General features: G+C 70.7%; 15 protein-coding genes and 5 pseudogenes. 9 read left to right on the top strand and 11 right to left on the bottom strand.

Going from position 1 to position 19,551, the window contains the following annotated elements; genetic code table 11:
• Positions 1-59 precede the first annotated feature (59 nt).
• The 5 genes from RBJ77_RS49585 (at position 60) to RBJ77_RS49565 (ending at position 6,124) form a co-directional block, all read left to right on the top strand.
• Positions 60-4,340, top strand: coding sequence for a S8 family serine peptidase (locus RBJ77_RS49585; RefSeq protein WP_372350969.1), 4,281 nt, complete (start codon positions 60-62; stop codon positions 4,338-4,340).
• A gap of 3 nt (positions 4,341-4,343) precedes the next feature.
• Positions 4,344-4,709, top strand: coding sequence for a hypothetical protein (locus RBJ77_RS49580; RefSeq protein WP_372350968.1), 366 nt, complete (start codon positions 4,344-4,346; stop codon positions 4,707-4,709).
• A gap of 34 nt (positions 4,710-4,743) precedes the next feature.
• Positions 4,744-4,911 (top strand): hypothetical protein, encoded by a 168-nt coding sequence (locus tag RBJ77_RS49575; RefSeq protein ID WP_372351582.1) that lies wholly within the window; start codon positions 4,744-4,746, stop codon positions 4,909-4,911.
• 13 nt (positions 4,912-4,924) lie between these two features.
• Entirely contained in the window at positions 4,925-5,461 is a 537-nt protein-coding gene (locus tag RBJ77_RS49570) for an SMI1/KNR4 family protein (protein ID WP_372350967.1), read from the top strand.
• Positions 5,462-5,599: 138 nt separating this feature from the next.
• The gene (locus RBJ77_RS49565; protein ID WP_372350966.1) at positions 5,600-6,124 is read left to right on the top strand and encodes an SMI1/KNR4 family protein; all 525 of its coding nucleotides are present in this window, start codon (positions 5,600-5,602) and stop codon (positions 6,122-6,124) included.
• 216 nt (positions 6,125-6,340) lie between these two features.
• Here the strand turns inward: RBJ77_RS49565 and RBJ77_RS49560 are convergent.
• The 8 genes and pseudogenes from RBJ77_RS49560 to RBJ77_RS49525 form a co-directional block, all read right to left on the bottom strand.
• Positions 6,341-7,093, bottom strand: a pseudogene (locus RBJ77_RS49560) (SDR family NAD(P)-dependent oxidoreductase).
• Positions 7,090-7,845 carry an SDR family NAD(P)-dependent oxidoreductase gene (locus RBJ77_RS49555; protein ID WP_372350965.1) on the bottom strand — a complete coding sequence of 252 codons (756 nt, stop codon included), beginning with the start codon at positions 7,843-7,845 and terminating at the stop codon, positions 7,090-7,092. Before RBJ77_RS49555 ends, RBJ77_RS49560 begins: the two are co-directional and overlap by 4 nt.
• Positions 7,842-8,819, bottom strand: coding sequence for a fumarylacetoacetate hydrolase family protein (locus tag RBJ77_RS49550; protein ID WP_372350964.1), 978 nt, complete (start codon positions 8,817-8,819; stop codon positions 7,842-7,844). Before RBJ77_RS49550 ends, RBJ77_RS49555 begins: the two co-directional genes overlap by 4 nt.
• Before the next feature lie 103 nt (positions 8,820-8,922).
• On the bottom strand, positions 8,923-9,861 hold the full coding sequence (locus RBJ77_RS49545) for a VOC family protein (protein WP_372350963.1): 939 nt from the start codon (positions 9,859-9,861) through the stop codon (positions 8,923-8,925).
• Positions 9,862-9,867: 6 nt separating this feature from the next.
• Positions 9,868-10,872, bottom strand: coding sequence for an amidohydrolase family protein (locus RBJ77_RS49540; protein ID WP_372350962.1), 1,005 nt, complete (start codon positions 10,870-10,872; stop codon positions 9,868-9,870).
• Positions 10,869-11,999, bottom strand: a complete 1,131-nt coding sequence (locus RBJ77_RS49535; RefSeq protein ID WP_372350961.1) for an FAD-dependent oxidoreductase — start codon at positions 11,997-11,999, stop codon at positions 10,869-10,871. Before RBJ77_RS49535 ends, RBJ77_RS49540 begins: the two co-directional genes overlap by 4 nt.
• A gap of 36 nt (positions 12,000-12,035) precedes the next feature.
• A complete protein-coding gene (locus RBJ77_RS49530) occupies positions 12,036-12,998 on the bottom strand; it encodes a cyclase family protein (RefSeq protein WP_372350960.1) in 963 nt (320 codons plus the stop codon).
• The gene (locus RBJ77_RS49525) at positions 12,995-13,996 is read right to left on the bottom strand and encodes a fumarylacetoacetate hydrolase family protein (protein ID WP_372350959.1); all 1,002 of its coding nucleotides are present in this window, start codon (positions 13,994-13,996) and stop codon (positions 12,995-12,997) included. The genes RBJ77_RS49530 and RBJ77_RS49525 overlap by 4 nt, the downstream gene beginning before the upstream one ends.
• 136 nt (positions 13,997-14,132) lie before the next feature.
• Between RBJ77_RS49525 and RBJ77_RS49520 the strand changes: the two genes are divergently transcribed.
• On the top strand, positions 14,133-15,050 hold the full coding sequence (locus tag RBJ77_RS49520; RefSeq protein WP_372350958.1) for a LysR family transcriptional regulator: 918 nt from the start codon (positions 14,133-14,135) through the stop codon (positions 15,048-15,050).
• A gap of 541 nt (positions 15,051-15,591) precedes the next feature.
• Here RBJ77_RS49520 and RBJ77_RS49515 read toward each other — a convergent pair.
• A complete protein-coding gene (locus RBJ77_RS49515; RefSeq protein WP_372350957.1) occupies positions 15,592-16,245 on the bottom strand; it encodes a type III effector protein in 654 nt (217 codons plus the stop codon).
• A gap of 132 nt (positions 16,246-16,377) precedes the next feature.
• On the opposite strand from RBJ77_RS49515, the pseudogene RBJ77_RS49510 reads away from it, so the two are divergent.
• The 3 pseudogenes from RBJ77_RS49510 to RBJ77_RS49500 all read left to right on the top strand — a co-directional run.
• Positions 16,378-16,806 (top strand): annotated as a pseudogene (locus tag RBJ77_RS49510) (Hsp20/alpha crystallin family protein); the annotation flags it as partial.
• Positions 16,807-16,908: 102 nt separating this feature from the next.
• Positions 16,909-17,374 (top strand): annotated as a pseudogene (locus RBJ77_RS49505) (DUF2267 domain-containing protein).
• A 37-nt stretch (positions 17,375-17,411) separates the two neighbouring features.
• Positions 17,412-17,797 (top strand): annotated as a pseudogene (locus tag RBJ77_RS49500) (DUF2267 domain-containing protein); the annotation flags it as partial.
• 199 nt (positions 17,798-17,996) lie between these two features.
• On the opposite strand, the pseudogene RBJ77_RS49495 reads toward RBJ77_RS49500, so the two are convergent.
• Positions 17,997-18,598 (bottom strand): annotated as a pseudogene (locus tag RBJ77_RS49495) (carotenoid oxygenase family protein).
• 239 nt (positions 18,599-18,837) lie between these two features.
• The gene (locus RBJ77_RS49490; RefSeq protein ID WP_372351540.1) at positions 18,838-19,257 is read right to left on the bottom strand and encodes a carotenoid oxygenase family protein; all 420 of its coding nucleotides are present in this window, start codon (positions 19,255-19,257) and stop codon (positions 18,838-18,840) included.
• Positions 19,258-19,551 lie beyond the last annotated feature (294 nt).

Raw genomic sequence — 19,551 nt, 5'->3', positions numbered from 1 at the left:
ACGTTCGCCGCAGCCTCCGCCCCGGTCCCTTGCGGACCTCGAACCTCGAGAGGGCACTCATGTCCCGTTCCGTCCCACGCCGCAGACGCGGGCTCGCCGCCGCCGTCCTCGCGGCGGGCCTGACCGGCTCGCTGCTGAGCCTGTCGGCACCGACCGCACAGGCGGCAGCCCACGTGCCCAAGCCCCTGGGCGCCGCCTTCCCCGACAGTCCGAAAAAGGCATTGAAGGAGGGGCGCGACAAACTCGGCGCCCACGACCGTACGTTGCTGCAGAAGGCGCAGAGCAAGAAACGCAAGACCGTCACCGTGCTGCTCGCCACCGACAAGGGCGACACCGAGGCGCTGCGCAAGCAGATGACGGAGCTCGGCGGCCGGATCGACAAGGTCGAGGACGCCCTCGGCTACGTACGGGCCACCGTCCCCACCGGCAAGGTGAACGCGCTCGCCGGGCTCGGCTCCGTCCGCGCGGTCGACCTCGACGAAAAGATCGCCGTCGACGACCCGTCGCCGGTGACCTCGAAGGACACTCAGGACGCCGCGCACCGGCAGGGCGCCGCCGACACCCCGGCCGCGCCCGGAAAGAAGACCCCGGCCGCCAACCCGTACCTGCCGACCCAGGACACGGGCGCCACCGACTTCACCGTCGCCCACCCCACCTGGGACGGCCGCGGGGTGACCGTCGGCATCCTCGACACCGGCGTCGACCCCTCCCACCCCGCCCTGCAGAAGACGACCACCGGCGAGCCGAAGATCGCGGACTGGGTGACGGCGACCGACCCGGCCACCGACGCCGACCCGACCTGGCTGGAGATGAAGACCAAGGTGACCGCGGCCGGCGGCACCTTCAAGTCCGGCGGCATCACCTGGAACGCCCCCGACGGCGACTACCAGTTCGCCACCTTCGCCGAGGCCACCACCTACAGCAGCGAACTCGGCGGCGACGTCAACCGCGACGGCGACTACACGGACAAGTTCGGGGTCCTCTACCGCCCCTCCGACCACAAGATCTGGGTCGACGCCGACCTCGACCACACCTTCGGCGACACCGACGTGATCGCCCCCTACGCGCAGAGCGGCACGTGGGGCCGGTTCGGCACCGACGATCCGGCGACCGACGTCACCGAGGCGATGCCGTTCACCGTCGAGTACCGCGACGACGTGGACCTGTCGCCGCGCGGCGGCACCAGCGTCGGCAAGACCGCCAGCTTCGTGAACATCGGCATCGTCTCCGGCGCGCACGGCACCCACGTCGCCGGAATCACCGCGGGCCACGGCCTGTTCGGCGGCAAGATGAACGGCGCGGCGCCCGGCGCCCGCATCGTCTCCGAGCGCGTCTGCCTGTTCGCGTCGGGCTGCACCTCGTACGCCCTCGCGGAAGGCATGATCGACGCCGTCGTGCACCAACACGTCGACGTCGTCAACCTGTCGATCGGCGGCCTGCCCGCCCTCAACGACGGCGCCAACGTCCGCGCGGTCCTCTACAACCGGCTCATCGACGAGTACGGCGTCCAGATCTTCGCCTCGGCCGGCAACGACGGCCCGGGCATGAACACCGTCGGCGACCCGGCGGTCGCCGACAAGGTCGTCGCCGTGGGCGCCTCCGTCAGCAAGGACACCTGGTGGGCCGACTACGGCTCGAAGGTGAGCGCGAAGCAGGCACTGTTCCCGTTCTCCGCGCGCGGCCCGCGCGAGGACGGCGGCTTCAAGCCCGAGGTCGTCGCCCCCGGCGCCGCCGTTTCCTCGATACCGACCTGGCTCGCAGGCGAGGGCGTCCCGCAGACGGGCTATGAACTCCCCGCCGGATACGGCATGTTCAACGGTACGTCGATGGCGTCGCCACAGGCCACGGGTGCCGCGGCGCTGCTCCTCTCGGCGGCGAAGGAGACCAAGGTCAAGGTGTCCTCGGCCGCGCTGCGCTCCGCACTGACCGGCTCCGCGCGCTTCCTCGACGACACCCCTGCCTACGCGCAGGGCAACGGTCTGCTCGATGTCCCCGCGGCCTGGCGGCAGTTGGCCAAGGGCGCCGAGCCGACCGCGTACGACGTGAGCGCCCCGGTTTGCGGTGTGCTCGCCGGACTGCTCACCACGCCCAAGACCGGCACCGGCGTGTACAACCGCTGCGCCGCCGGTGACGGCGGCCAGGAGCCGGGCCGCGCCAAGGACTACCAGGTGCGCCTGACCCGGACCGGCGTGGGCAGCGGCACCGCCGACCTCTCCTGGGTCGGCAACGACGGCACGTTCAGCGCCCCGCACCGCGTGCGGACCACCAAGGGTTCGGCCACGACCGTCACCGTCCGCGCGCGGGCCAAGGAAACCGGCGCGCACTCGGCGCTGCTGCGCGTCGACGACCCGGCGACGCCCGGCGTCGACCGCGTCGTGCCCGTCACCGTGGTCGTCGCGGACGCCCCGGCGAAGCCCTCGTACACCGTGAGCGACCGCGGCAGCGTGCAGCGCAACGCGACGCACTCGGTATTCGTGACCGTGCCCGAGGGCGCCGCCGCGCTCCAGGTCGACCTCGCCGGGATCACCGGCGACAGCCAGACCCGGTTCCTCGCCGTCGACCCGCAGGGCATGCCGGTCGACGACACCGCCGCCGCCCGCTGCTATACGCACTACTCCGACACCGAGGACTGCGACGCGGACTCCCGTACGTACGAGCAACCGATGCCTGGCGTCTGGGAGTTGGAGGTGGAGAGCCGCCGCACCTCGATGGTGCTCGACAACCCGTTCCGGCTGACCGCCGCCGTGCAGGGCGCGCAGCTCGACCCGGCGTCGTCCGTGGTCGACGAGGCCGCGCCGCACTCCGCCGTGGAGAAGACATTCACCGCCGTCAACCGCCTCGCCCCGGTGACCGCGCACGCGACCGGGGGAGCGCTCGGCGCCCTCGCCCAGGAGCATGTGACCCTCGGCGACCAGCAGATGACCGGCAAGCAGGTCACCGTGCCCCGCGACGCGACCCGCCTCGAAGTGTCGACGGGCAACTCCTCCGACCCGGACGCGGACCTGGACCTGTACCTCATCGCCCAGTCCGGTGCGGTCGTCGCCTCGTCCACCAACGGCGGCGCCCGCGAGTCGCTGACCGTGAAGAACCCGGCGCCCGGCTACTACCTGCTCTACATCGCGGGCACCGATGTGCCCTCCGGCAGCACCGAGTTCGACATCCAGGACACGATGTTCTCCAGGTCGCTGGGCTCGGTGACCGTGGACGACGAGAAGCCCGTGCGCCTCGCGTCGGGCGCGTCGACATCGGTGCGCGGACGTCTCGTCGCGGACACCCAGCCGCCGTCGGGACGCCGTCTGGTCGGCCGGTTCTCGCTCGCCGACGACGACGGCACGGTGCTCGGCAGCAGCGACGTCCTGCTCGGCAAGGTCACCCAGGCGCAGGCGACCGTCACCTCCAGCTTCGGCCCGGCCATCGGGTTCGGGCTGGACGACGCGGGCCGCGTGGGCGGATCCCAGCAGGTCTCCGGCGCGAGCCGCGCGATCCGGTGGGACCCCGACACCGGCGTCACGGTCCTCGACGACGGCGGCGCCCGCTCCGCGTACGTCCTCGGGCAGAGCGCCTCGGGCGACTTCATGGCAGGCCAGCTCACGCTGGCGGCCGGGACCCGCGCGGGCCTGTGGGACGCCGACGGGAAACTGACCACCCTGCCGCTGCCGGACTGGGAGCAGTACTCCTTCGACCGGGGCTTCGCCGCCAACGCGTCGGGCGTCCTCGTCGGCAACGCCACCGGATACATCAAGAACCCCACCAGCGGAGGCAACCAGCAGGTCAACGACGCCTTCCGCTGGGACGCGAAGAACGGCTTCACCCAGCTGGCGCACCTCACCGAGAACCGGACGCTCACCGAACCGCTCGCCATCAACGACGCGGGCGTCGTGGTCGGCCACTCCTCCGTGCAGGGCAAGAGGCACGCCGTGCGCTGGGATGCCGACGGGAGGATCACCGATCTGGGCCTGCTGCCCGGCATGGCAGACAGCTACGCCACGTCCGTCAACGCCTCCGGAACCGTCGTCGGAGCCAGCGGCGACGACGCCTTCGTGCTGAAGCCGGGCGGCACCATGACCCGGCTGCCCGACTTCGGGTTCGACGCCAAGGCGCTCAAGGTGAACGACGCGGGCTGGATCATCGGCACCGCCGAGACCGAGCCCGACGCGGACACCGCCGTGGTGTGGGACCCCGACGGCCGGATGTACGCCTTGTCTGCCATGGTCGACACCTCCCACTGGGTGCCCACCGAAGGAGTCGGCATCAACAACCACGGCCAGGTGGCGTTCTACGCCACGGACCGCAAGGACCAGGGCACCACCAAGGTCGTCGTGGCCACGCTGCCGCAGTGACCGGTGCCGGGACGATCCGGCCATCGCGCGGACGATGGCAAGAACATCCTCACCAACGACCCCAACACTTCGTTCGGTGAAGTGAGCATGCAGGTGGACACGGCCGCGGATCTGCTCGGGTGCGACTCGGGAGACTTGTCGTCGTTCCAGAAGGGCAAAGTGATCGAGGCGCTCAAGGACCCGGCGGCATTTCCCGGCCGGCACGACAGCGAGGGGGCCTTCGGCGCGGTCGTGTGCGTGACCCTCGCCGCGGCCGCCGCGGTCGGTGCGGTGACGACGCGCTCGCGAGGGCGACTGTCCAAGGTCGTCTGCGTGGCGATCGTCGCTGCCGGTGTCTACCGAGTGATCAGCGTTTCCGGACAGCTCTGATCGCAGGAGTGCGTACGAGGAGGGGCTGTGTCGGATGATCCGGCACAGCCCCTCCTCGCAATTTGTCCTGGGGGTGGCGGGTGGGCCGACTGCTGCTGTAAACCGGCTCGGCAGCAGCGCCACGCACCAGGTGAAGATCATCGTGGTCGGCGCGAGCGGCCGTCCGACGATTACCACCGACGGGCTCGTCTCCATCAAGTAGGAAGGGAAGCCGGATGTTGGAAAGGTTGGAGGGCGCGCTTCCGGGGATGACGCGGTGGCGGGTGCCCGGTGGGCGCGGAGTGGACTGGGGTGCGCTGGAGGCGGGCCTCGGAACGCCGCTGCCCTCAGACTTCCGCTCACTGGCGGAGGCGTATCCGGTGCTGGTCATCGGCGACTTCCTCACGGTGTCCCTTCCGCGCCCCGGCGGCGAGGAGTCCTGGGCGGCCGAGGCCGGGGACGACGAGATCCTCCAGGACCTCTACGAGATGGAGGACATGGAGGACTACGTCCCCTATCCGCAGCCGGGAGGTCTGATTGCCTGGGCGGAGTCCAGCAGCGGTGACGTCTTCTACTGGAGGACGATCCCCGCGGACCCCGACGCGTGGACGGTGGTCGTCCGCACGGACAACGCCGACTGGATCGAGTTCCCGGTAGGGGCGGTCGGGTTCCTGGCCGGTGTGTACGGGCACACGATCGCCGTGCCCGGCATGCCCGGCGCCTTTCCCGGTGACGCCCCGGACGTGCAGGGGCTGAGTGACCGCGTCGGCTGACTGGTGACGGTCCGCAGGGGCGGGTGAACAGCGGTTGCCCCTGGGATTCCCTGGGGGCGACCGTCGTCTTCTTCCGTTACGGCTGGCCCGCGGCAGTCGTATCGGGCCGCGTGCAGGAACATAAAGGAGGGGTGGCTGTTGAGTATCGAATGCCTGGAGGCTGCGCTGCCTGGGCTGATGGCGCAGCGTTTCGCGGTTCCACAGCGCATCAACTGGCAGATGGTCTTCGACGGGTTGGGGACTGGGCTGCCGGACGACTACATCACTTTGGCGGAGTCCTACCCGCGGCTGGAGATCGGGCAGTTCCTCCGTGTGTTGTCGCCGGCCCCGGGGCGCGAAGCCGGATTCGTCGAGAGGAGGGGAGTGGATCTCGCCGGTGCCGAGGACATGGCGCAGAAGGACATGCTCGGTGGCTACCCCGCGTTCCCGGAACCGGGTGGGTTGCTGCGGTGGGGCGGCTCGATGGATGGGGACGGGTTCCACTGGCGTACAGCAGGGCAGCCCAACGACTGGACAGTCGTGGTGGCCGGGCGGAATGACGACTGGTACCACCACGAGGGCAGCCTCTCGAGCTACCTCGCCTGGCTGTGTTCCGGGACGGCCGAACCGCACGGGCTCCCTCCGGACTTTCCAGGGCCCGAACCCGTGGTCTCGGTCGGCTAGAGGTGCGCGACATTCTGAGTCTCAACAGTTTCCTCCGGGAGTACGTCATTCCTGTGATGCGTGAGGCGGGATTCACGAGGCAAGGGGCGGAGTACAGACGGCGGAACGAGTCCGGGGAAGCCGCCAGGGCCACCAACCCGACGAACCTATGTGGTCAGAGCGCTGGCCAGCGAGCGGACCGGCCAGCTGGTGGGTCCGCTCGTGCTGCCAGCTGCGCTACTGGGTTACGCCACCAGCAAGTGGTGTCACATCTGTTCCGCGATGACGCTTCGTTTCCTTGCCGAGCTCGCTCCTGCGATCCGGCAGGCCGCGGAGGCGGCTGGCCTGTCTGTGAACACGTTTGTGGCGCGTCAGGGGGTGGCCCTCGGCGAGGAGGTCGCCGCGGGATCCTTCGGTGTCGATCATGTCGGGGCTGACACCGTTGGCTCGGATGCCGAACGGGTCTCCCTCGGCGGCCAGTTGGCGGGTGAGGGCGATGACGGCGCCCTTGGACGCGGAATGGGCGGTGCGGCGGTTGCTCAGCGAGCCGGTCAGGCCCGCGGTCGAGCCGACGGTCACGGTGCTGCCGTGGCTGCGCTTGAGGTGGGGCCAGGTGAGATGGGCGGCGAGCCGCACCGAGTCGAGTTCGGCGCGCATCGTGAACGCCTAGTCCGCGTAGGGCTGGGTGCCGACGGCGCCGAAGCGGACGGCGCCCGCGTTGGCGGAGAGGATGTCGATACCGCCGAAGGCGGACACGGCTTCCTCGATCCAGGCCCGCACGGAGTTCTCGTCCGTCGCGTCGAGGGGTGCCGGCGTGAGGGCGACGCCGCCTTCGCGACCGATCAACCGCTGTGTCTCCAGGGCCTGTTCGTGCAGCAGGTCGCCACCGACGACGAGCGCTCCTTCGGCGGCGAACCGCAGCGCCGCCGCTCGGCCCTGGCCGCGGGCCGTCCCGGAGATGAGGGCGACCTTGCCCTCCAGACGCTTCATGGCTGCGCTCCCGGCCGCAGGGCGTCGGAGATCGACTTTGCGCCGCCGTGGGCGGTGAAGCCGCCGTCGACCGGTATCTCGGCGCCCGTGATGAAGGAGGCGTCGTCCGACAGCAGAAACGCGACCAGCGGGGTGATCTCGTCGACCGTGCCGGTGCGGCCGAGCGGTGTCTCGCGGATGTTGGCCTCTCTGAAGGCGGGGGCGGCCGACGCCGTCATCTCGGTCTCGATGAAGCCGGGATGGACGGTGTTGACGCGGATGCCGCGCGGCCCGAGTTCGAGCGCCGCCGTCTTCGACAGGCCGCGCAGCGCCCACTTGCTGGCCGTGTACGCGACCGGATAGTGCGCGGTCAGCGCGGCCGACGAGCCGACGTTGACGATGGAGGCGCCGGGCGGCATCAGCGGGGTGAGGTGCTGGATGCCGAGCAGCGGGCCCGTCACGTTGACAGCGTGGATGCGCGCGAAGTCGTCGGCGCGTACCTCGTCGAGGCGGGCGCGCCAGGTGATGCCCGCGTTGTTGACCAGACCGTGGATCTGGCCGTGCGACTCCCGCAGTTCGGCGGCGAGTTGGGTCCACTGTGCCTCGTCGGTGACGTCGAGTGGATGGATGCCGGCCGCCTCGGTGACGTCGGTGGCGATGACGCGGGCGCCCTCCCGGGTGAGGGCCGCGGCTTCAGCGGCGCCCTGGCCGCGGGCCGCGCCGGTGACGACCACGACCTTGCCGAGGAGCCGCGTGGGGTACAGGTCGCTCACGGCCGCTCCCGGGGGCGGCGTCGGCCGGTGGGCAGGGGGATGGGCGCGGAACCGGGCACGACAGTGTTGGTGAGCGTGCCGATGCCTTCGACGGTGAGGGTGACGGTGTCGCCTGGGCCGAGCGGTGGCGGTGTCTGCTCGCCGCGCAGGCCCCACAGTTCGGCGAGGCAGCCGCCGTTGCCGCAGGTGCCGGAGCCGAGGATGTCGCCGGGCACGACGCGGGTGCCGCGCGAGGCGTAGGCGACCATCTCCTCGAACGTCCAGCTCATGTTGGAGAGGAGGTCCTTGCCGACCACCTGGCCGTTGATCTCCGCGGTCAGGGCCAGGCGCAGGAGGCCGTCGCCATCGCGGTACGGGTCGAGTTCGTCGGGGGTGACCAGGTACGGGCCGAGCGTGGTGGCGGTGTCCTTGCCCTTGCAGGGGCCGAGGCCGACCTTCATCTCGGCGGACTGGAGGTCGCGGGCGGACCAGTCGTTGAAGACCGTGTAGCCGATGATGTGGCCGCGGGCCTCTTCCGGGGTGAGGTCGTGGCCCTCGCGTCCGATGACGGCGGCGACTTCGAGCTCGTAGTCGAGGACGGCGGAGCCGGGTGGCATCGGGATGGCGTCGCCGTGACCGTAGATCGCGTGCGGGTTGGTGAAGTAGAAGGTGGGGGCCGCGTACCACTGCTCGGGTACGCCGCTGACGCCGTCCACGGAGCGGCGTACGCCCTCCACGTGTTCTTCGAAGGTGACGAAGTCCCGTATGGAGGACGGCTGGAGCGGGGGCAGCAGCCGTACCTCGGAGACGTGCGGTCCCGGCGGTGCGGCGAGCGCGGCGGCGCCCGCGTCGAGGAGGGCGGGCAGCCCGCCGCCGGAGTGCACCAACTCGGTGAGGGACGCGGTGCCGGGCAGCGGGAAGAGCGTGCCGTCCTTCCCGACGAGGGCGACGCGTACGTCGGCGGGGTGTTCGTGTGTGTAGGTGGCGAAACGCATGCGGGGTACTCCTGGCGCAGGCAGGGACCGGGGGCGCGGCAGGCGGAGCCAGGGCATGGACAGGGCCGCCGCGCCCCCGGAACTCGGGGCGGAGCCGGTCGGATCAGACCGGCGGGGCGATGAACACGCCGCGGTCGGGGTCGTTGAACGACTCCTTGGCGACGAGCTCGTTCATCGCGTTGGCGGTGCCCCACTGGTCGGTGACCTCGGGCTGCGAGAAGTCGTAGACGTGCGGGTGCCAGGTGTCCTCGTCCAGGCACTCCAACTCGGTCGTGTACTCGATGGTGTTGCCGTGCGGGTCGAGGAAGTACGTGAACGTGTTGTCGCCCGCGAGGTGGCGGCCCGGCCCCCAGATCTTCTTGAACCCGGCCCGCATCACGCGGCCGGATCCGCGCATGTACTCGTCGATGCCGCGCATCTCGAACGAGACGTGGTGCAGTGCGGTGTGCGGGCCCTGCGCGATCGCCATCGAGTGGTGCTGGTTGGAGATCCGCATGAAGTGCATGACCTCGCCCATGTGTGGCGAGGACAGCGTGTCGGACAGGGCGAAGCCGAGGTGGCGCTCGTACCACTTCCGAGTCCGGTTCAGGTCGGGGGAGTTGAGGACGACGTGGGAGAGCTTGACCGGGATGGCCTCCTTCTCCTCGATCTTGCGGTGCTGCCTGACCTCGACGTCGGCGGAGACCTCGATGGTGCGCCCGTCGACGTCGAAGAAGCGGAAACCGTAGCCGCCTCCCGGAGTGTCGACCTTCCCCGGCTGGGAGATCAACTGCACGCCACCGGCGAGGAGTTGCCCGGCGAGCGTGTCGACGTCGGCGGAGGACGCGGCCCCGTAGGAGACGAGGTCGAGGCGCTTCTCCTCGGCCTTGCGCAGCCGGACGACGTAGTTCTCCGGGCTGCCCTCGGCGGACAGGAAGGAGATGCCGGAGTCCTCGGCGACCTTGGTCAGGCCCCAGACGCCGGAGTAGAAGTCGAGCTGCTTGTCGTAGTCGGGCACGGCCAGGTCGACGTGCCGCAGGTGGGTGAGCAGACGGTTGCTCATGAGGGGTCAGTCCTTCCGGAGGAGGGCGGCGGCGGTGCCGCCCCGGACGGCGTGGAAGTCGGCGTCGGGCAGCCGGGCGGCGCGCAGCGCGGCCACCGGCTCCTCGGTGCCCATGTCGAAGGGGAAGTCGGAGCCGAGCAGCACCCGCTCCGCGCCGGCGACGCGCACCAACTCGCGGAGCACGTAGGGGTCGTGGACCAGCGAGTCGAAGTAGAGCCGCTTGAGGTAGCTGCTCGGCAGGTGGTCGCAGCCGGAGCTCGCGTCGGACCGGGTGGACCAGGCGTGGTCGGCGCGGCCGATGTATGTGGGCAGATAGCCGCCGCCGTGCGCCGCGATGATCCGCAGGTCCGGGAAGCGGTCCAGGACACCGGAGAAGATCAGGTGCGAGAGCGCGACGGCGTTCTCGGTGGGCTGGCCGACCGAGTTGGACAGGTACCACCGGTCGAGCCGCTCGTCGAGCGTGCAGCCGAAGGGATGCAGGAAGACGATCGCGCCCGTCTCCTCGGCCCTGGCCCAAAGCGGGTCGTAGGCCGGGTCGGACAGTTCGCGCCCGGGAGCATGGCTGGAGATCTCGACGCCGACCAGGCCCTGGGCGAGTGCGTGGTCGAGAGCGCGTACCGCCTGCGCGGGGTGTTGCAGGGGTACGAGACCGAGGCCGCGCAGCCGGTCCGGTGCGGCCGCACAGTGCGCGGCGGTCGCCTCGTTGGCGAGCCGGTACACCTTCTCGGCCGTCTCCTCGTCGGCCCAGTAGTGGTAGTGCGAAGGGGAGGGGCTGACCAGCTGGATGTCCACGCCCTGGCCGTCCATCGCGGCGAGGCGGAGGGCGGGATCGGTGAGGCGGGGGATGCGTTCGCCGACCATCGGGCTGTTGACCTTCAGCGCGTCCGGTCCGTTGCGGCGGGCGTCCAGGGCCTTCGCGTCGGCGCGGCCCGGCAGGCCCTCGACCAGCGCCTCGATCTGAGGCAGCAGGACGTGGGCGTGCACGTCGACGGTCGGCGGGGTCGTGGTCACGGCAGCTCCCGGAGCATGGTCATGGTGCGGCCCATCAGGCCGGGCACATCGGCGTCGCGGACTCCGTCGAGCTGCCACTGGCCGATCTGGACGGAGGCCTCGACGACGGGGCGTACGCGGGCGATCCGTCGCTCGTAGTACGCCTGGAGGAGCGCGTCGTCCCAGGTGTCGGTGGCGGTGAGCATCTGGGTGAGCACCCAGGCATCCTCCATCGACAGGGCCGCGCCCTGGGCGAGGGTGGGCGGGCAGCAGTGTGCGGCGTCGCCGACGAGGACGACACGGCCGCGGTGCCAGGAGCCCTCGACCAGCATCCGGTCGAACCAGGTGTAGTTGACCTTCGCCGGGTCGGTGATGTTCGTGGTGATCTCCGGCCAGTGGCCGCCGTAGTGCTGGGCCAGGGCGCGCATCTCGTCCGCGTACGAGCCGGCCGGGATGGCGGCGCGGTCCCGGTTCGCCTCGACGACGTACGCGTAGATCGTGTCCTCGCTGGTGGGGCAGTACCCGGCGATGTAGGCGGGGCCTCCGTAGGCGAGGTCGGTGCGGGTCACGCCAACCGGTCGAGGCGCGGCGATGCGCCAGATCGCCATGCCGGTCGGCTCGGGCCGGTCCGTGATGCCGATGGCCGCACGCGTGGTGGAGCCCAGGCCGTCGGCGGCGATCACCAGGTCGTAGCGGCCCTCTTTGGCGTCGGTGAAGCGGACGGTGACGCCGCTGCCGTCCTGGTCCAGGGAGGTGGCGCGCACCCCGAGCCGGATGCCGGCGCCGCTGGCGCGGACCGCGTCGCTGAGGATGCGCTGGAGCAGCGGGCGCTGCATGCCGACGGTGGCGGGAAGGTCGTCGCCGCCGGTCCGCTGGTCCTCCGCGACATGCAGGACGGTGCCGTCGGGCGCGGTGATGCCGACCGCGCCGAAGCCGTAACCGGACTTCTCCACCTGGTCCCACACGCCGAGTTCGCGCAGGACGCGCAGGGCGTTGCCCTGGAGGGTGATGCCGGAGCCTGCGGTGGCGTTCCAGTCGTCCTTCGCCTCGATCAGGTCGACATTGATCCCGGCGCGGCGCAGCAGGATCGTGGCGGCGTTGCCGGCCGCGCCGCCGCCTATGACGAGGACCGTGCGGGGTGTGCTCATAAAGGGAACTCCCTTGTTCCGCTAGGTGGTTGAGGACTACTTGACCGCGATGGGACTGACCGGCGAGCCGACGGCGCCGGTGATCGGCAGGGGAGCGGCCGTGAGCCAGAAGTCGTACACGCCGTCGGCCGCGCAGTCCGCGGCGAGCCCGTCCAGGTCCCACATCTCGCCGATCAGCAGGCCGATGTTGGGGATCGCGACCTGGTGCAGCGGCTGGAAGGCGTGCTCGAACTCGTTCGGCCGGACCTCGAAGCCCCAGGTGTCGGTGGCGATCGCGGCGATCTCGGTGCGGTGCAGCCAGCCCGCCGTGGTGAACGACAGGCCGGGCGCCGGACCGCCGGCGTACTCGCCCCAGCCCTCGCGCCGGGCCCGCGCGAGGCGGCCGGTGCGCACGAGCACGATGTCGCCGCGGCCGACGGCCACGCCGTGCGCCTCGGCGGTCGCGGTCAGGTGCTCCTCGGTGATGGCGAAGCCGTCCGTCAACTCGCCCGCCTCGCCGACGACGTGGCCGACGTCGAGGAGGATGCCGCGTCCGGCGACGTACGGGGCCATGCGCTCGATGCCGGTCACCAGGTCGCCGTCGGAGGTGACGACCTGCTCGGCCGGGCGCCCGTTCCACGCCTTGCCGTGGTCGAAGATGTGGCCGAGCCCGTCCCACTGTGTCGAGCATTGCAGCGGCATGGCGATGACGTCGTCGGCGCCGCCGAGCCCGTGCGGGAAGCCCTGGTTGCCGAGGGCCGCGTCGGTGCCGGTGTCGAGCATCGTGTGCACCGGGTTGGTGCGGCGCCGCCAGCCCTTCTGCGGGCCGTCCATGTCGAAACGCTGCGAGAGCGAGAAGCTGACTCCCCGCCGCACGAGCGCGGCGCCTTCCCTGCGCTTGGCCTCGTCGAGGAAGTTGAGGGTGCCGAGCCGGTCGTCCTCGCCCCAACGCCCCCAGTTGGAGTACGCCTTGGCGGCCTTGGCGATCGCGCCCTCGGGGTCCTCCCGGTTCAGGGTCACGCCGTCACCTCCGCCACACATCGGGTGCGCTGCGTGCCGAGCCCGGTGATCGAGGCGTCCATCACGTCGCCGTCGCACAGCAGCCGTCCCCAGTGCATGCCGTTGCCGGCCGGGGAGCCGGTCAACACCAGGTCTCCGGGCAGGAGTTGAGCGCTCTGCGAGGCGTAGGACACCATGCGGGCGAGGTCGAAGATCATGTCCTTGGTGGACTCGTCCTGCATGGTCTCGCCGTTGAGCTTGAGCGTGAGCCGCAGGTCGTCGGGGTGCGCGATCGACTCCGTGGGTACGATCCACGGACCGAGCGGCGTGAATCCGGGGGCGTTCTTGCTGCGCAGCCAGTCCGTGCCGATCTGGGGCATGTCGCGGCGGAAGACGGTGGCGCGGTCGGTGAGGTCGTTGGCGATCGTGTACCCGGCGACGTACTCCAGAGCCTCCTCGACGGACACCCGGTGCGCGGGGCGGCCGATGACGGCCGCCAACTCCAGTTCCCAGTCCGGCTTCTCGGCCCACGCGGGCAGCACGACATCGTCGTACGGGCCGGTGATCGCGCTCGGCAGCCCGATGAAGACGTACGGCAGGTCTTCCGCGGCCCGCCGGTCCATGATCTCCGCCGCCTCGGCGCGCCGCTCCGCCTCGGGGCGGTCGTCGTCCGGAGCCTTGTGCGCCACGTGCAGATCGATCACGTGCTGCCGGTAGTTGGCGCCGGACTGGAACACCTGGCGCGGCTCGACCGGCGCGTGCACACGGAACTCCGCCAGCGGCCTGCGCTCGGCGGAGGCGTCGGCGGCCAGGGAGCGCAGCCGAGGCAGCACCGTCGGCCAGTCCTCCAGGAGCCGGCGCACGGTCAGCCGCTCGTCGCCGAGCGCGGCCCGCAGATCGATGACCTGCTTCTCGGGAGTGACCAGGGCAGGGAACGCCGGGCTGTCCGGGGCCGAGAGGGACGCGAGGGCGAAGGGGCCGACGAAGGGCGCGGGTGGGGGTGCAGGTTTCACGGGCATGTCCTCCTGATTGCGGTGGGACTAATCTGGACCCGCCACCAGAGATCAGGGAAATAGATTGTGTGGATAGCCGTCATCCGCGGGACAGATTTATCGTGGTCAGCGTCGTGTGACGCCGTACAGCAAGGGAAAGTCCGTGAACCTGGCCCGCCTGGATCTCAACCTCGTCGTCGCCCTGCGCGCCCTGCTGGAGGAACGCAACGTCACGCGTGCCGGGCAGCGCGTCGGACTGAGCCAGCCCGCCATGAGCGCCGCACTGTCCCGGCTGCGCCGCCACTTCGACGACGATCTGCTCGCCCGCGTCGGCGGACACTACGAACTCACCGCCCTCGGCCAGGTCCTCCTCGACCGCACCTCCACCGCCTACGACGTCCTGGAGCGGCTGTTCTCCAGTCAGGCCGAGTTCGACCCGGCCGAGGAGAGCCGGGAGTTCAAGCTGGTGGCCTCCGACTACGCCGTCTCGGTGTTCGGCGCCGAACTCGCCCGCGTCGTGCACGAGGAGGCCCCCGGGATCCGGCTGCGTTTCGCGCAGACCCCGCCCACCGTGGTCGACGACACCGCCACCCTGCTCAGCGCCGTCGACGGACTGCTCATGCCGCACGGCGTCATCAACGGCTTCCCCGCCACCGACCTCTACGACGACCGGTGGGTCTTCCTCGTCGCCGACGACCACCCGGACGTCGGCGACCGGCTCACCCGCGAGGACCTGGCCGCCCTGCCCTGGGTCACCTACCAGCGCACCTACGACGCCCCGGCCGTCCGGCAGCTCGGCATGCTCGGTATCGAGCCGCGGGTCGAAGTCTCCGTCGACAGCTTCCAGTTGCTGCCCCAGCTGGTGGCGCGCACCCGGCGCATCGCCCTCGTTCAGGCCCGCCTCGCCCGCCTGCTGGCGCCGGTCGCCGCCGTCCGCGTACTGGAGCCGCCCTACGAGGCGGTGTCCCTGCAGGAGGCCCTGTGGTGGCATCCCGTGCACACGCACGACGCCGCCCACATCTGGCTGCGGGAGACGGCGGCGCGGGTGGGCGGACTGTTGTCGCCGGTGCACGACGGATGATCCGCGAACGGACCCGGTGACGTTCCGGGTGACGTACCGATGCAGGGGCGCCACGCGATGAGGCCACCTCAGGGCGCTGACCGGCTCGGCGACTGGGCCCCGCCCGCCGATCCCCGCGACGCCGAGCCGGCCCTGGCCGCTTCGACCTGACACAGGGGCGGGGCCCCTCGGGGCATACCGACTTCGGCGTGGGCAGCCATCAGTGCCTCGTCGGCATGTCTCCCGCCTCGAACCCGCGTGGTGGGAACTCGAGAACACCGTCCCGCACGCCGACGCACACCTCTTCAGCCAGTGCGGCCACTGATCCCAGATCGAACGCGCCGAGGAGTTCAACGAGGTGGTCGGTCAGTACCTCCGCAGGCACGCGGCCCGCTGACCCACACGCCGGTGCGTGATGCTGCCCAGGTCCCGCAGTGCGGTCCGTTGGCAGAGCCTGATGGGCACGCAGCGCGTTGAGCGGGGTCCGGCCGCTGTCGGGTGACCGACTCGTTATCCGGGCGCCTTTGGCGACCATGCTCGTCGAGTGGGTCGTCCCGGCCGGTCAGTCGGGGGCGGTGGGGGACGTGGTCGGCTGCGTGAGGGAATCGAGGTGAGCGGCGAGGTCGGGGTGGGTGGTGGCGAGGTGGGGGCGGGTGGCGTTGAGAGGGTTGATGAGCGTGGCGGGGTCGTCGTGAGCGAGGGCCGCGTGGAGTTGGCTGAGGGGGCGGCGGGCGGCGGTGGGCAGGTCGGTGAGGGCGGTGATCTGACCGGCGAGGCGGCGCAGGTCCGCGGCGTTGTCGCGGGCCCAGGTGGCGACGGTGCGTTCGACGGCGCGGCGTTCCCGGGTCGCCTGGACGCGTTGTTCGCCGGTGGTTCCGGCAGGGCCGGGCCGGTTGCGCAGATAGCGGCGTTCGGCGGCCTGCCGACTGGCGACGCCGAGGGGCTGGGCGAGATCGGCCCAGCTGGCTCCTGCGTGGCGGGCCGTTTCGATCAGGCCGGTCTCCCAGTCCGCAAGCTGCTCGCGCACCTGCCGCAGCAGCAGGAGGGAGGCCAGGGCCTGCTCCGGGCCGGGGCCGGGGTCCGGGTCGGAAGGAACGCCTTGCCGGGCGGCGTGCAGGGCGTCATCTATGGCTTGAAGGGCCGTGGCGGCGGCGAGGAATGATGCAGGGCTCTGGGTGTCGACATCGGCAGGCCCCGGCTCGTCGGCTGCTGTCACGGGTGCCTCCTCCCTCGGGTTGTCATCCTTCGGATGACGCGGAGTGGTTGTCATCCATTGGATGACATGCTACAACGGATTCAGTGAAGCGCATTGGCAGCAACTGCCCGAACCTGCTGGAGGTGTTCAACCATGTTGCAGTGCGCACCGACCTTCCGTGAGCTCGACCGGCTCGCTCAGCAGCTGATGAGCCCGGGCACCTGGTCGCGGCCGGCCACGATGGCGATGGACGCCTACCGGGAGGGCGACGAGTACGTGGTCGCCTTCGACCTTCCGGCGTCAGCGCCGAGTCGATCGACATCGATGTCGAACGCAACATGCTGACCGTCAAGGCCGAGCGCCGCCCCGCGGCGAGGAGCCGACGACGTGCAGATGGAACTGGCGGAGCGGCCACTGGGCGTCTTCTCTCGCCAGTTCAGTGCTCGCCGACACCCTGGACACCGAGCGCATCAAGGCCGAGTACGACGCCGGGTGCTCACCCTGCACGCATCCCGATCGCCGAACGCGCCAAGCCCCTGCAAGATCGCGATCGGCGGAGGAGCCGACCGCAAGGAGATCTCGGCTGAGCCGGATGACGAGGAGTCGAACCATGGCGGAGGACGGGCGCCTGACTTTCACTGGTGCCGTCCTCCGCATCACTCACGCGGCGACGGGCGACCGACGCTGACTTTGCGACGGGACGCGTTCTCGACCAGGTGACCGAACGCGGCAAGTACGAGAGTCAGCAGGAAGCGGAACGCGCGGCGCGTGTCGTCCTCGCGTTGCTGGGCTCCCACCTGGTCGGCAGGTGCGGGCCCAGCTGGCGGCGCGCCTGCCGGAAGGCTTCGCTCTGATCCTCCTCAATCCGCTGCAAAGCGCGGAACCTTCCACCGGAGCGGTTCGTGCGCGCAACGGCGGCCTGGATCGAGGGCGCCACCGAGCAGACGGCGACCTGGGACGTCAGCGCCGTCCTCAGCACGGTCGCCGACGCGGCCGGCGACGACCTGCTGGGACAGATTCTGTTCAGCTCCCCGCGGGCTACGACCTGTTCTTCGGCCGCCCTCAGCCCCTACACTTGACCGCCCTGGGCCCGCCCCTTTCGGGTGCGGGCCCCACCACTCTCAGCAACAGAAGGCGAACACCGCAGTGATGTCCGAGCGGCGTGCACCCTCCAGCATCTGCCCGTCATGACGTACAAGCAGATGCTGGAGAAGGTTCGCTATGAAGGCGCCTACCCCACTCGGGAGCGAGCCGGGAAGCCGTCCATCTGGTCCTCGCCGGACTCGGACGTCGGCTGACAGGCGACGAACGCGTCGAACTGGCCGCCCGCCTGCCCCTCGAAGCTGCGCGCGTCCTCACTGCCCAGATCCCCGACATCCAGCCCCTCACCGGCTGGGCCTTCGTCAGGACACTCGCCACCCGCAGCGGCGCCGTGGGTCCTACGCGCTGGGACGCGTCGGCTCCGTCCTGTGCGCCGTCGCAGCCCTATGCCGGTCCTGACCTTCTCACTCCGTATCCTGCGCCAGCTCCTCTGGCTACGCAGCTGCTGTTCGGCCGTGCCGAACTCGCACCGGACCGCCTAGGTGCCGCATCGACGGGACAGGCCCCCACGCAGCTGCCGACTCCGGTCGGCCATACACGGAGGTGCCCGTAACCTCATGAGCCTGCCGGGCCGCCACCAGCGGATGCGGCCTCGTCGCGTTCCGCTGTGATGCTCCGGCCGGTCGGTGTGGGCGAGGTGCCAGCGCCCAGAAGCCGGTACGCCATAGTCCCTAGGCGTCCGCGATCCAGCTGCCATGGAACCCAGCTGGTACCCGACCGGGCAGGTGAATCAGGGCCAGCGGGCGGCCGTCGAAGTCCTGGGCCGGGAGATCATCAAGTCGGTCGCCCCGCGGTCGAGGGTCGTTCACGTACGACAGCACGTAACCGTCGTCCTCGTCCCGCGCCCCGCGCCGCGGGACGAACACCGCCTCGCCGGCCGCCGCGCCCCGGGCAAGGCGGTGGACCTGCCTCTGCCGCGCGGCATGTCGTGCTTCATCAGGTAGTTGCTGAACTTCTCGTCCGGCGGTGCGCCGTCGACGGTCCCGTACGCGCGCCACATCTCGGCCGCGCTCGCGGTGTAGGCATAGCGGTGCCGTCGTGAGACCAGGGACTCGTTGATGCGGGGGAACTCCTGCGGACGGTCGTCCAGCCGGCTGCTTCGGACCCGGCCTGTGCGCAGATCGATCATCCAGCGGTCGAGTGTCGGCGCACCGGTCGCCGAAGCCCGCCGGCACCGCGGCCGGCCGCGTAGAAGAGGCGCGGGGAACCCGGTGTACTCCACCACGACCGTGTCGCCCTGGTCGTAGGCGTTGAGCGTGTGCGAGTAGTACACCGGGGCGATCTCGAACCAGCGTGTACTGCCACCGGCGCGCGGCAGCGCAGCCCGATGCGCATGGGATGTTCGTCGTTCCACACATACGGCACGATCGCGCCCGCCTCGGCGGCGGCGCCGTCGAAGGTGATCGGCACGTCCACGATCACCACGTACTTTCGGTGAGCGCGAAGTCGTGCATCATCGGCGCGTCCGCGACGGGAACGCGGGTCGTCCGGGCCACCCGGCCAGTCGGTCGATCATGATGTGCCGCACATGGTCCCAGGCGAGGGTAGTGCGCGATCGCGTGCAGCTCGTCGGCCGCGCGTCGTACTTGGTGTGCGCGGTGAAGGCGCCCTGGAGAGTGGAGCGGAGTCGTACGGGCGCACGGTGTTCAGCTCGCCGTCCAACTCGTACGGCAGCGGTCCGCCTTCCTGCATCGCCAGGATGCGGCCCTTGTACGGGATCACGCGCGTGTTGCACGCGAAGTCGTCCGGCGGCGCCTGGCCCGGGTACGCCTCTCCCAGCTTCGTCGTCACCTGGGAGGACCGGACCCAGCGGTTGCGGTACCACTCCGCGCGCCCGCCGCGCAGACGGACCCCGTGCACCATTCCGTCGCCGAGCATCCAGTGGTGGGCGCGGACGTCCTCGAGGCCCAGAGCGTTCGGACCGTTGCGCAGGTAACGGCCGTCCAGGTCCCGCGGAATGCGGCCGGTGACCTGGAGGTCGAGCGGTCAACTCTCGGTGACCGGAGCGAACGCCTTGCAGGAACGGACTGCCCCCGCCACACCGATCTTCCCGGTCGCGCCCCTCGTCTGCGCCGCAGCCGTGAAGAGGCCAGGACCGGGCCGCTCCCGACCACACTGCCCGCTGCCGCAACCGCGGCGCCCTTGATCAGATTCCGCCGTGTGTGACTGGCCATCAGGCCTCCGCTCCGTTGTCGCTGCCGGTTCTGCCGGCCGCAGATCTGGTGA

Source organism: Streptomyces sp. KL116D, assembly GCF_030766975.1.
Classification (GTDB): domain Bacteria; phylum Actinomycetota; class Actinomycetes; order Streptomycetales; family Streptomycetaceae; genus Streptomyces; species Streptomyces longispororuber_A.
The sequence above is the reverse complement of the archived record's forward strand: the minus strand, read 5'-3'. Positions and strand labels throughout refer to the sequence as shown.

Excerpts from the sequence above, each read along its gene's own strand:
- RBJ77_RS49585 (WP_372350969.1), top strand. The coding sequence starts at position 60 with ATGTCCCGTTCCGTCCCACGCCGCAGACGCGGGCTCGCCGCCGCCGTC.
- RBJ77_RS49575 (WP_372351582.1), top strand. The coding sequence starts at position 4,744 with ATGATCCGGCACAGCCCCTCCTCGCAATTTGTCCTGGGGGTGGCGGGT.
- RBJ77_RS49570 (WP_372350967.1), top strand. The coding sequence starts at position 4,925 with ATGTTGGAAAGGTTGGAGGGCGCGCTTCCGGGGATGACGCGGTGGCGG.
- RBJ77_RS49550 (WP_372350964.1), bottom strand. The coding sequence starts at position 8,819 with ATGCGTTTCGCCACCTACACACACGAACACCCCGCCGACGTACGCGTC.
- RBJ77_RS49545 (WP_372350963.1), bottom strand. The coding sequence starts at position 9,861 with ATGAGCAACCGTCTGCTCACCCACCTGCGGCACGTCGACCTGGCCGTG.
- RBJ77_RS49535 (WP_372350961.1), bottom strand. The coding sequence starts at position 11,999 with ATGAGCACACCCCGCACGGTCCTCGTCATAGGCGGCGGCGCGGCCGGC.
- RBJ77_RS49525 (WP_372350959.1), bottom strand. The coding sequence starts at position 13,996 with ATGCCCGTGAAACCTGCACCCCCACCCGCGCCCTTCGTCGGCCCCTTC.